This window comes from Polaribacter aestuariivivens (genome assembly GCF_005885675.1).
Classification (GTDB): Bacteria; Bacteroidota; Bacteroidia; order Flavobacteriales; family Flavobacteriaceae; genus Polaribacter; species Polaribacter aestuariivivens.
The window spans coordinates 1-12,939 of sequence record NZ_VANR01000001.1; the positions used below are offsets into that span (position 1 = coordinate 1).

Annotated in this window: 10 protein-coding genes; 6 read left to right on the plus strand and 4 right to left on the minus strand. The window is 29.2% G+C overall.

Features of this window, described 5'->3' with window-relative positions:
• The 4 genes from FDT66_RS00005 to FDT66_RS00020 all read left to right on the plus strand — a co-directional run.
• On the plus strand, positions 1-399 hold a 399-nt coding region (locus FDT66_RS00005), incomplete at its 5' end, for a T9SS type B sorting domain-containing protein (protein ID WP_138534104.1).
• Positions 400-494: 95 nt separating this feature from the next.
• Entirely contained in the window at positions 495-2,138 is a 1,644-nt protein-coding gene (locus FDT66_RS00010) for an acyl-CoA carboxylase subunit beta (RefSeq protein ID WP_138534105.1), read from the plus strand.
• Positions 2,139-2,232: 94 nt separating this feature from the next.
• Positions 2,233-4,326 carry a phosphate acetyltransferase gene (gene pta / locus FDT66_RS00015; protein ID WP_138534106.1) on the plus strand — a complete coding sequence of 698 codons (2,094 nt, stop codon included), beginning with the start codon at positions 2,233-2,235 and terminating at the stop codon, positions 4,324-4,326.
• A 2-nt stretch (positions 4,327-4,328) separates the two neighbouring features.
• Positions 4,329-5,516 (plus strand): acetate/propionate family kinase, encoded by a 1,188-nt coding sequence (locus FDT66_RS00020; protein ID WP_138534107.1) that lies wholly within the window; start codon positions 4,329-4,331, stop codon positions 5,514-5,516.
• A 52-nt stretch (positions 5,517-5,568) separates the two neighbouring features.
• On the opposite strand, the gene FDT66_RS00025 is transcribed toward FDT66_RS00020, so the two are convergent.
• Positions 5,569-6,747, minus strand: coding sequence for a T9SS type A sorting domain-containing protein (locus tag FDT66_RS00025; RefSeq protein WP_138534108.1), 1,179 nt, complete (start codon positions 6,745-6,747; stop codon positions 5,569-5,571).
• Positions 6,748-6,908: 161 nt separating this feature from the next.
• On the opposite strand from FDT66_RS00025, the gene FDT66_RS00030 reads away from it, so the two are divergent.
• Complete coding sequence (locus FDT66_RS00030; protein WP_138534109.1) at positions 6,909-7,625, plus strand: YebC/PmpR family DNA-binding transcriptional regulator; 717 nt, start codon at positions 6,909-6,911, stop codon at positions 7,623-7,625.
• A 41-nt stretch (positions 7,626-7,666) separates the two neighbouring features.
• On the opposite strand, the gene FDT66_RS00035 is transcribed toward FDT66_RS00030, so the two are convergent.
• On the minus strand, positions 7,667-9,079 hold the full coding sequence (locus FDT66_RS00035) for a vWA domain-containing protein (protein ID WP_138534110.1): 1,413 nt from the start codon (positions 9,077-9,079) through the stop codon (positions 7,667-7,669).
• Positions 9,080-9,424: 345 nt separating this feature from the next.
• Between FDT66_RS00035 and FDT66_RS00040 the strand changes: the two genes are divergently transcribed.
• The gene (locus FDT66_RS00040; protein WP_138534111.1) at positions 9,425-10,693 is read left to right on the plus strand and encodes a helix-turn-helix transcriptional regulator; all 1,269 of its coding nucleotides are present in this window, start codon (positions 9,425-9,427) and stop codon (positions 10,691-10,693) included.
• Here the strand turns inward: FDT66_RS00040 and FDT66_RS00045 are convergent.
• Both FDT66_RS00045 and FDT66_RS13955 read right to left on the minus strand, forming a co-directional pair.
• Positions 10,686-11,765, minus strand: coding sequence for an AMP-binding protein (locus FDT66_RS00045; RefSeq protein ID WP_138534112.1), 1,080 nt, complete (start codon positions 11,763-11,765; stop codon positions 10,686-10,688). The genes FDT66_RS00040 and FDT66_RS00045 overlap by 8 nt on opposite strands.
• Positions 11,752-12,936: a CPBP family glutamic-type intramembrane protease gene (locus FDT66_RS13955; protein ID WP_171032281.1), complete on the minus strand. Its 1,185-nt coding sequence runs from the start codon at positions 12,934-12,936 to the stop codon at positions 11,752-11,754. The genes FDT66_RS00045 and FDT66_RS13955 overlap by 14 nt, the downstream gene beginning before the upstream one ends.
• Between the last annotated feature and the right edge of the window lie 3 nt (positions 12,937-12,939).

Consider the following 12,939-nt stretch of genomic DNA (forward strand, 5'->3'; position numbering starts at 1 on the left):
ACTACTCCATTTCAAGACGAACCTAGTTTCGAGAATTTAGAAGGCGGAATTTACACCATCATTGTTAATGATAAAAATGGATGTGCTCCAGATGCTACTCTGCAAGTTTCTGTAATTCAATTTCCTAAATTCTTTACCCCAAATGGCGATGGAAGAAATGATACTTGGGTAATTAAAGGCGCTAATAAAACCTTTTATCCAAATGCAAGTATCAATATTTTTAACAGATTTGGAAAATTAGTCGCGCAAATTCCTATTGATTCACAAGGATGGAATGGAACTTTCAACGGAAAACTACTACCTTCTGATGATTATTGGTTTAATATTCAGCTAATTCCTGCAGATTCTTCCAAACCAACAATTAACAAAAAAGGTAATTTCTCTCTTTTGAGAAGGTAAAAGTTTAAGAAACATTTATACTATTTCAAAAACTGAGTGTGATGATTTCATCATAATATTTCTTATTTTAGCTGAAAACTAAGAAACGAATTCCTATGGATCTTAACTTCAATAAAAACGAAGATTATAATAAACTTTTAGCATCAGATTTACGACAAAGATTAGTCAAAGTAAAATTAGGTGGTGGTCAAAAAAGAATTGACAAACTTCACCAAAAAGGAAAAATGACAGCACGTGAAAGAGTAGATTACCTACTTGACTCTGATGCAAAATCAATAGAAATTGGAGCTTTTGCAGGTGAAGATATGTATGCGGAACATGGAGGATGCCCTTCTGGAGGTGTTGTCGTAAAAATTGGATATATTAAAGGTAAACAATGCATTGTTGTTGCAAATGATGCCACTGTAAAAGCAGGAGCTTGGTTTCCTATTACAGGAAAAAAGAACTTAAGAGCACAAGAAATATCTATAGAAAATAAACTACCAATTATTTATTTAGTTGATTCTGCTGGTGTTTATTTACCAATGCAAGATGAAATTTTTCCAGATAAAGAACATTTTGGACGTATTTTTAGAAACAATGCAGTAATGAGTAGTATGGGTATTACTCAAATTTCTGCGGTAATGGGAAGTTGTGTTGCTGGTGGTGCATATTTACCAATTATGAGTGACGAAGCTTTAATTGTAGACAAAACTGCAAGTATATTCTTAGCAGGAAGCTATTTGGTAAAAGCTGCAATTGGAGAATCTATTGATAATGAAACTTTAGGTGGTGCTACTACACATTGTGAAATTTCTGGCGTTACAGATTACAAAGCAAAAGACGATAAAGATGCTTTAGACAAAATAAAATTTATTGTTGATAAAATTGGCGATTACGACAAAGCTGGTTTTAGTAAAACTGCATCTTTTCCACCAAAAGAAAAAGAGGATGAAATTTTTGGAATTTTACCCAAAGAAAGAAATGCACAGTATGATATGTTAGAAATCATAAAGCGTTTGGTAGATAAATCGGAATTTGAACAATACAAAGAAGGTTATGGTCAAACCATTTTAACAGGTTATGCAAGAATTGATGGTTGGGCAGTGGGTATTGTTGCAAATCAAAGAAAGTTGGTAAAAACCACCGCTTCAAAAACCAAACCTACAGAAATGCAATTTGGCGGTGTAATTTATAACGATTCTGCAGACAAAGCCACACGTTTTATTGCCAATTGTAATCAAAAGAAAATTCCATTAGTTTTCTTACAAGATGTTACTGGTTTTATGGTAGGTTCAAAATCAGAACACGGAGGTATTATAAAAGATGGTGCAAAAATGGTAAATGCGGTAAGTAATTCTGTAGTACCAAAATTTACCATTGTTATTGGAAATTCTTATGGAGCAGGAAATTACGCCATGTGTGGTAAGGCATATGACCCAAGACTAATTGTTGCGTGGCCTTCTGCTGAACTAGCAGTTATGAGCGGAAATTCAGCTGCAAAAGTTTTACTACAAATAGAAACAGCTTCACTTAAAAAGAAAGGTGAAGAAATTACTCCAGAAAAAGAAGCTGAGTTATTTGACAAAATAAAATCTCGTTATGACAAGCAAGTATCACCTTATTATGCAGCTGCAAGAATTTGGACTGATGCAGTAATAAACCCATTAGATACCAGAACTTGGATTTCTATGGGAATAGAGGCAGCAAACCACGCTCCTATCGAAAAGAAATTTAATATGGGTGTATTGCAAGTTTAATAAATTACACTTATATTTTTATAAATAATAAATGACGAATATCACAATTCGTCATTTTTTTATATCTTATTTTTGCAAAACAATTCAATAAAAAATGAGCAAATCCATATATATTACTACTGTAGAATCTGATAGTGGTAAATCTTTAATATCCTTAGGAATTTTAAGAATGATGTTAACAAAATCTGCAAAAGTAGGTTATTTCAGACCCATCATTAACGAAATAAATACAGAAGGTTATGATGAACACACTAATACAGCTATTAATTTTTTTAATTTAGATATTGATTATAAAGATTGTTATGCATATACTCAAAGTGAAGTTGTAGAGCTTTTAAGTGAAGGACAAGAAGATGAAGTGATTCATCATGTTATTAAAAAATATAAAAAATTAGAAGCAAAATATGATTATGTTTTAGTGGAAGGAACTGATTTTTCTGGAAATGGTGGGTTCACAGAATTAGACGTAAATCTAATGATTGCCAAAAACTTAAACATTCCTGCTTTAATTGTAGGCTCTGGAAACGGAAAAAAGAAGAAGGATTTTATAAATACCATGCAACTTTCTTACAACTCATTTATTCAAAAAGAAGTGGATGTTATTGGAATTATTGCCAATAAAATTGAAGAAGATGAAGTAGATTATATTAGACAAGAACTCATCAAAAGTTTTCCTGATAAACTTCAAATAGATATTATTCCAAAGGTAGATTTTTTAGCTTTCCCAACAGTTAAAGAAGTTGTAAAAGCATTAAAGGGACGTGTTTTATTTGGAGAACAATTTTTAGACAACGCTATTGGAAGTTATAGTACTGGTGCTATGCAACTTCGAAACTATCTCACAAGAATTAAAGAAAATGCGTTGGTAATTACGCCTGGAGACAGAGCTGATATTATTTTAGGTGCTTTACAAGCTAATTCATCTAAAAATTACCCGAAAATTGCAGGAATTATTTTAACAGGAAGACTAATTCCTGAAGAATCTATCATTAAATTAATTGAAGGTGTACAATCTACAGTGCCAATTATTTCTGTTGAAGGTGGTACTTTTAGCATCTCAAATAAAATTGGTTCGGTAAAATCTAAAATTTACGCAACTCATAACAAAAAAATATTATTATCATTAGATACGTTTGATAAATTTGTAAATGCAGAAGGTTTAACCAATATTTTAACCTCCTATACCTCTGTTAAAATGACACCAAGCATGTTTCAATATAATTTATTGCAAAAAGCAAGAATTCATAAAAAACATATTGTGTTGCCAGAAGGAGATGATGAACGAATTATAACTGCTGCTGCACGTTTACAATTATTAGACATTGTAGATTTAACACTTTTAGGAGATAGAAACACCATACAGTTAAAGTGCGATCAATTAGGAATTCAAATAGACTTAGACAAGTTAAACATTCTTAATCCAGAAGATTCTATTCATAATAAAGACTTTGCAAACACTCTTTTTGAAGCAAGAAAACACAAAGGTTTAACAGAAACTACTGCTGTAGATTTAACCAGAGACGTTTCTTATTATGGAACATTAATGATTTTAAATGGTTTGGCAGATGGAATGGTTTCTGGAGCAGTTCACACAACAATGCACACCATAAAACCAGCCTTACAGTTAATTAAAACCAAACCAGGAGTTTCTGTAGTTTCCTCTGTATTTTTCATGTGTCTGTCAGACAGAGTTTCTGTAATGGGAGATTGTGCTGTAAATCCAAATCCGAATGCAGAACAACTTTCGGAAATTGCCATTTCTTCAGCAGCATCTGCAGAAGCCTTTGGTATTCCAGCAAAAGTAGCGATGTTATCTTACTCTTCTGGAAGTTCTGGAAAAGGCGAAGAAGTAGAAAAAGTAAGAAAAGCGACTGAATTGGCAAAAGCAAAAAAACCAGATTTAAAAATTGAAGGTCCCATACAATATGATGCAGCTGTAGATATGTCTGTTGCAAAAACAAAAATGCCAGATTCTGAAGTTGCAGGACAAGCTTCTGTTTTAATTTTCCCTGATTTAAACACTGGAAATAATACGTACAAAGCCATTCAAAGAGAAACTGGTGCTTTGGCTATTGGCCCAATGTTGCAAGGGTTAAACAAACCTGTAAACGATTTAAGTAGAGGCTGTACAGTAGATGATATTTTTAACACGGTTTTATTAACTGCCATTCAAGCAAATCAAGATTAATTATGAATATTTTAGTTTTAAATGCAGGTTCTTCTTCATTAAAATATCAAGTGATAGAAATGCCTTCGCAACATGTAAAATGTGTTGGTTTGGTAGAAAGAATTGGAATGGAAGACGCTATTTTTAATCATGAAATTGATGATGAAAAGCACCAAGAAATTTTACCAATACTGAATCATGAAATTGGTTTACAGAAAATTGCTGAAACTTTATTAGACAAAAAAATTGGTGTTTTAAATACTGTTGATGAAATAAAAGCAGTTGGACATAGAGTGGTTCATGGTGGAAGTAAATTCAACGAAACTGTGGTTGTTACACAAGAAGTTAAAGACAATATTCGAGATTTATTTGATTTGGCACCTTTACATAATCCTGCAAATTTAACAGGAATAGAAATTGCAGAAACGATTTTTACTTCTGCAAAACAAATTGCCATTTTCGATACTTCTTTTCATCAAACAATGCCACAAGAAGCCTTTCAATATGCAATTCCGAATAAATATTTATCCAAGCATAAAATTAGAGCCTATGGTTTTCATGGTACAAGTCATAAATATGTTTCTGAAAAAGCGACTGAGTATTTAGGCGAAGAAAAATCAAAAAACATTATTACCATTCATTTAGGAAATGGCTGTAGCATGTCTGCCATTAAAAACGGAAAAAGCATAGAGAATTCTTTAGGTTTTGGCCCAATGAATGGGTTAATTATGGGAACTCGTTCTGGAGATATTGATCAATCTGTTATTTTCTTTTTGATGAAAAAGTTGAATAAAACTGTTGAGGAGGTGAATACTTTATTGCAGAAAGAATCTGGAATGCTAGGTTTAACTGGTTTTTCTGATTTAAGAGAAATATCTGAAAAAGCTGAAAAAGGAAATGAAGATTGCCAAAACGCATTAAATTTAGCAGGCTATAGAATAAGAAAATACATAGGAAGCTATGCTGCTATTTTAAATGGATTGGATGCGATTGTTTTCACTGCAGGAATTGGAGAAAATTCAACAATTATGAGAAGTTTAGCTTGCGAAAATTTAGAGTTCTTAGGAATTGATTTAGATGAAGTTAAAAACAAAATTCGTTCTAAAGAAATTCGAGAAATTCAAAAATCGACTTCAAAAGTAAAAATTCTTGTAATTCCAACAAATGAAGAAATAGAGATTGCGAAACAATCGTATCAATTAATTAAATAAAAAGCATTTCTAAGCAAAGAGCTTAGAAACACTTTTTAAGGTTGGGAGAAAATTAGTTTTTTATAATTCTTTTACTAGCAACTTTCCCTTCTTTTGTTTGAACTTTTAGCAAATAAAACCCTTGTGATAAGGATGTAATATCTACTTGTTTTTGGTTTGTCGAAAAAACTTTTTTACCTAAAATATTAAATAGGTCTATTCTTTCTACTTCAAAATTTGCAGTATTAATTGTAAAAACACCATTTGTTGGGTTTGGATAGGCCTTAAAATTTAAGGCTGTAAAATCTTCTACACTTGCAGTTGCTCCATTATAATAATATATTGTTCTATCATTAGTTCCTGTAGAAGAGCCTGTTATTTTATTTACAAATTGTTCGTCTTCACCTGTTAAAGCTGCAAAACCTGTTTTATCTTTAAAAGGGTTTATAATAGTGCTCATTAATTTACTCGTGTCAAAAGTATAGCTCTCTTCATAACTGTTGGTAAAAGTGCCGTTTTCAAAATCAAAATCTTCTTCTAAAATTAAATTACCATTACCATCATATGTATATTCAGCTTTATAGTTATTTACGTATGAAGTCCCATTCCAATCTTGACTAATATTCTGTATTGCCTTGTTATTTGAATTATATGTGTAAGTATCTCTACCATCTAAATCCCAAGAAGATCCATTCCATTCTTCATAAGTATATTCTGAAACTAAATTATTTGAACCATAATTAATCACAACTCTAGAAGAAGCATCTCTCTGAGAACCTTCTGTAACTAATACCCAAGAAGATCCATTCCATTCTTCCGATAATAAACCTGTAATTTTATTATTAGTATATGTGAAAGTGTTTCTGTGTTCGTTTACCCAAACATTGTTTATTTTTTCTTGATCTATGGACTCTATAATTTGATTATTACTATTATAGGTATAGTTTGTTCTAAGACCATCTTCAGGATTACCTGAAGAATCTAAACTTTCATAAGTATCCGTAATTATTTTATTTTGACTGTTGTAGGTATAAGTTTCTCTTGCATTTAAATCCCATGAAGCATTCATACTGTTCCAACTAAAATAAGCTTCTTCAGTCAAATTGTTACTAGCATCATATATATAAGTTGATCTATTATTATTTACCCAATTTACACCATCATAAAATTGGTTTACATTAGATGTTAATTTGTCTTGCCCTAAAATTGAAACAGTAAAGCATACAAAAAGTAAAAAAGTATTTTTTTTCATATTTAAAAAGTGTTTTATATTAATAAACAAAGATATTTCAGGCTACAAAAAAATCTATACCTATAAGTAGGTATATTTTTAAAAAACAGCCTGTAAATAATTGTTAAACAGCTATCAAATTTCTACATTTGCGTAGTTAATAATTAAAATATTTACAGGAAATGGGTAGAGCATTTGAGTTCAGGAAAGCTAGAAAAATGAAACGCTGGTCTGCAATGGCTAAAACATTTACCAGAATTGGTAAAGACATTGTAATGGCTGTAAAAGAAGGTGGGCCAAATCCAGAATCTAACTCTCGTTTACGTGCAGTAATACAAAATGCGAAGGCTGCAAACATGCCAAAAGACAATGTTGAACGTGCCATAAAAAAAGCAACTGATAAAGATACTGCAGATTATAAAGAAGTTTTATTTGAAGGATACGCACCTCATGGAATTGCCATTCTTTTAGAAACCGCTACAGATAATAATAACAGAACTGTTGCCAATGTAAGAGCCGCATTTAATAAATGTGATGGAAGTTTAGGTACTTCTGGTTCAGTTGTTTTTATGTTTGATCATACTTGTAATTTTACCGTTAAAAAGGAAGATATTACAATGGATATGGAAGAACTAGAATTGGAATTGATAGATTTTGAAGTAGAAGAAGTTTTTGATGATGAAGAAGGTATTATTATTTATGCCCCTTTTGAACAATTTGGCGCTATCCAATCTTATTTTGAAGATAAAAATGTTGAAATTTTATCTTCTGGTTTTGAAAGAATTCCAACTACCACTGTAAAATTAAATGAAGAACAACAAGCTGATGTTGAAAAGTTATTAGAAAAATTAGAGGAAGATGATGATGTACAAAACGTTTATCACTCTATGGAAATGTAAATAATAAAAAAAATCTGCTTTTGCAGATTTTTTTTATTGAATTAAATTCCAGCATATTTTTCTATCAACCTTACTATTAAGTCATTTAACTTTTCAACTTTATAATTATCAGATGTAGGTTTTAAGTGTGAGTTTCCTATACCACTATCATCAGTTAAAAAAACGTAAGTTCCATTTGTAGAAATACTAAAAAAACGCATTAAAAACTCCACAGTTTTATCTGCTCCACTTGCAACTATTGGAATAATTTTAATTCCTTTTTCTTGAGCTATTTTAATAGCGTTTTTAATAATTTTTACATTTTCTTGATTGTAATGAGGTGGAGCATCTAATAATAAAAATAACAATTTAGCAGTTGCTTTTTCATTCCAAGATTTTGATAATGATACTTGCAATGCTTTTTCAACAGCTTCTTCATAATCTCCTCCTCCACTTGCATATTGTTGTGATAAATTGTGTTTTACAGTTTTAATATTGGTGGTAAAATCAAAGTCTTTAACCACATAAGCATCACCTATATCTCTGTAAAAAGTTAAGCCAACTCTTTTACTTTGAATACTTGTATCTACTCTATTTATAATATTTTCTATCTCTGATTTTAAATAATCAATTTCATCTCCCATAGAACCTGTAGCGTCTATCGTAAACATAATATCAATATCATAATTTTCGATACTTTTTAAAAAAGTAAAATTTATTTTTTGATGATTTGAGGTAACTTTTAGTCCTTTAATTTCATTATTATGAAGTGCTTGAACAGTATGATATTTGCCTTTTTCTCTAAATAAAATAGCTTTTCCAAAAACATCGGTTTTAGTTTTACCAATCACTATATGTTCATCATTTAAAAGTAAAACTGTTGCATTTGTAATGGGTTTGTTATTTATATCTTTTACAAAAACTTCTATATAATTTTTTACATTAAAATTCCATTGGTTTTTTACTTTTATAAAATCTTTATTTTTATAAAGCTTTTTCCAGTCTAACCAATTTTCAAAATCATTAATTTCACCAGCTGTTAATTGTCCAGATTGAGGTTTGTAGTTTTCTATTGTTTTATGACTATATGATTCTGTATCATCTACAACAGAAACACCTCTAACTGCACTTGTAAAACTTCTTTCTGCTTCAATTCCATACCCAACAACTACTATTTCATCTAAAGCATTTGCTTGTTCTATCATTTTTACATGAATCACGTTTGACCTTCCTACAATTTTTTGAACTTGTTTGTATCCTAAATAGGTAAATAATAATGTATCTCTAATTTTAGCGTTTAAAGTGTATTTACCATCAAAATCAGATTCTGTTCCAGTTACTGTACCTTTTACTTTGATTAAAACTCCTGCTAAAATGCCAGAGTTATCGGAAACTATACCTGTAATTGTTTTTTGTTGTGCTTGAGTTATTGATATTGTGAGTATTAATAACAGATACATAAATTGTTTTAACATAATTGTAGTTTATAAGATTTATGTAAAACTACATTCAAAGAAAAGACTAAGAAATACAAAATGAGTAAACTACTATGAAATGGAAGTTAACAACTTAATTCAGTTAGTAAGTTGTTTTAAAAATAGAAAGTCGTGATTTTAAAATCACGACTTTCATTCTGAATTCTAACTGTGTAAATATTCTATCCCCCAATACAATATTTAGTCTTATTCAATTTTATGATACAAAAATAGAATAACATTTCCAATTTTGCAAAATAAAATTACATCTAAACTACTACAAGACCCATTTTTATCTATAAAATCTACTATATTTGCTCGATATTTATTTTTTTTTACTAAATAATGGAACAAATTAAGAAACACTATATATTATTCTTTTTAAGTATTTATTTTACTAACTTTTTTATAAATGCACAAGAAGTAGTAATTAGAAATGGAAGTGATTGGTATTATTATGACCAAGGTTACTTAGACGAAAACTGGATGCTTTCTAACGACTTATCCAATTGGAATATAGGTGCTTCTCCAATAGGTTATGGTGATTCAAAAATAAAAACCGAAATTAGCTTTGGAGGAAATAAGGAGAAAAAACACATCACTAAATATTTTAAGAAAAAAATTAATATTGATGCAAACAACTATGTTGCCTACGAATTTAAAGTACAAAAAGATGATGGTATTGTTCTTTACATTGATGGTAAAGAAATATTTAGAGACAACATGCCCAATCTTTCTATAACAGGAAAAACATTTGCTACAGATGTTATAGATGGAAAAATAGAAGACAAATATTTTTCATACATTTTTGATAATACCATTTTTACTAAAAATGAAGCTATTATTAGTGTTTCTATACATCAAGCATATGAATCATCTAGTGATTGTATTTTCGACCTAGAATTAATAGGTCATGATAATCCAGAGATATTAACTGTATTAGTTGATAAAAAAAACAAGTTAAACTCAGAATTATTAACAAAAATTGAAGATTTAAATGAAAAGTTTGAGTTTGATAAATTAATCATGCAAAATGAGCTTTTAGAAAACAATAATAGTAATTTAAAAACTTCGTTATTTTTAACAAGTATTTTATTTATACTCTCTTTAATAGGCTATTATTTTTTAATTCAAAGTAAAAATAATAGCAAACGTAAAAATGAAAAAAAACTTGCTGCTATTTCTAATCAAATATTAGAAAAAGAAAAAGAAATGATTACGTTAACTACTAACATACTGCATAATAAACAATATTTTAAAGAAATTAAAGCCGATATAAAAGGTATTGAAACCAAAGACAAATCCACCATAAATAATATTTTAAAGCAAATTGATTATGTTTTGGAGAGAGATGAAGATTGGGAGATTTTAAAAGAGCATTTTAATGCTGTATACAGTGGTTTTTATGAAAAATTGATAGCTTTACACCCGACATTATCTGAAACTGAATTAAGGCATTGTATGTTTGTAAAATTACATATGCAAACTAAAGAAATTGCAAGAATTCTTTTGATTGATCCAAGATCTGTACAAACTGCAAGGTACAGAATTAAGAAAAAAATAAATTTAAATGAAGATATGGATTTGAGAGATTATCTCTTAAGTATTAGTTAATTGCTAATTTGAGCGTTTTTTCTCGTTGAATTTTTCCTGTTGCTGTTTCTATAAAAGTATTTACAAAGTAAACTTCTTTTGGAATTTCAAACTTATGAAGTGTTTTTGTATTTTTTAGAATTGGAATTAAATTTTCTTTCTTGTAATTAAAAATTTCATTTCCTTCAATTACTAAAATTAACTTTTTGCCCAGTTTTTGATCAGAAACTCCAGCTACAAAAAAACGCTTACTAATTATTTTAGCTAATTTCTCTTCAATTTTTTCTGGGTGAAGCTTAACACCTCCAGAATTTATTACATTATCAAAACGACCTAACCATTCAAACTGAATATCTGAAATTAAATTCACAACGTCGTTTGTAAAAATAACATCATCTGTAATTTTTGGAGCTTTAATGACCAAGCAATTTCTTTCGTCTTTATAAATTGTAATGTTAGGCAGCACTTTATAAAAAGATTGTTTTTCGTTTTCACTTAATCCTGAAAATTGATTTATTTTTTTTACTGCAATATGTGTGATGGTTTCTGTCATACCATAGGTTGCAAAAACTTCCGTAGAAACACTTTGCAATTTTTCTTGAAGCTGATTAGAAACCACACCTCCACCAACAATTAGCTTTTTAATATTGTGTAATTTATCAATTGAATTTTGCACCTGTAAAGGTATCATTGCTGAAAAATCGTAGGTTTTCTGAATATTTAATAAAGGATTAGAATTTGGTGCAACAACATCTAAATGCCAACCTAAACTCAATGCTCTTACCAACATCATTTTACCAGCAATATATTTAATTGGTAAACACAACAAAGCTGTTGTATTGGGTTTTAAATGAAAAAACAATCCAGTTGCCAAAGCTGATTGTAACATTTTACTTTTTTGAAGTAAAATTGATTTTGGTATTCCTGTAGAACCTGACGTTTGAACAACAATCTCATTTTCTATAGAAAACCATTCTTTTAAAAATTGATAAACGTCATCATATTTATTTTTTGTAAACGACAATAACTCATCAACTGTTGAAAATGAAGTGTTATTTAATTGAAACTCTTTATGAAATTTATTCTGTTTCAATATCGTTTAAAATTTTATAGTTTTCTTTTAAATTTACTGGCTCAACAATTTTACCTGCTAGTTTTTCTTTCCAGTTTTTCCAACCATATTTTTTAGAAAAAAGAATTAATAAAAGTGGATATAGCACAAAAACTGGTATAAACATTTCCCAAGTTACGGAAGGCTCAGAAGTATCAATATACAAAGCATCAGTTTGAAAAACTGTCCAATCTGTAGTGATAAAAAAAGCTGCCACAATGTTATTTATGGCGTGCAAACCTAATGCTAGTTCAGTTCCTTCATCCATTAACGTTACAATACCATACAACAAACCAGTTCCAATATAAAAAACCATTGTTATTTGCCCTAATTTTGCAACTTCAGGGTTTGCACTATGCAACAAACCGAAAACTACTGAGGTGATTAACAAAGGGGTTAATCTAGAGTTAAAAAAGATATTGAGTAATTTATTAAATTCTGAATTAAAAATTTTTAAGAACAAATTAGAATCATTTAAAAAAATTAATAATAAGAGAATTGCAATAGAAACAATTGTCATATTCATTATATCGTAATTAAATATTTTATTTAGAAAAAATATGATAACAATAGAAAACAAAATATAAAGTAAATAAAAAGGGAATTTTTTACTAGTTGTAGAAATCCCAATTCCTTGCATAAAATAACCTCTAAAAAGTAGTTCTTCTAAACTTGTTTGAAATGGAATGAATAGAAATGAAATTGCTACTAAAATAAAAAATGGACTTGCTTTAAAATTCCAAATATAGTTTTCTGGTGCTAATAAAATTCCAATATAAGACATTACAATTGCAATAATACCCCAAACAAAAAACGCGTAAAAAAAACGTTTCCAATCTACTTTTTTTCTACTAGTTATTAATGATGTTATGGTTCTTTTATGAATGTACTTTATTCCAATACATAAAAAAATTAGTCCTGTAAAAAAGGTAAAAATCATTAAAAAAAGTAAAAAATTTTTATTTAAACCTGCAGTCATAAAATTATTTTGTGCAAATTCCGTAAACTGTGATAAATTTTCTGATTTTGCTGCAGCTGCCATTACCAAAGGAATTGCTCCTAATATTTGCCAGCCAAAAAATATTAAAACAATGGTAAGTACCCAATGATACCATTCGTTTTTTCCTTTATATGCTTGTTGAATAAAATTCATTTT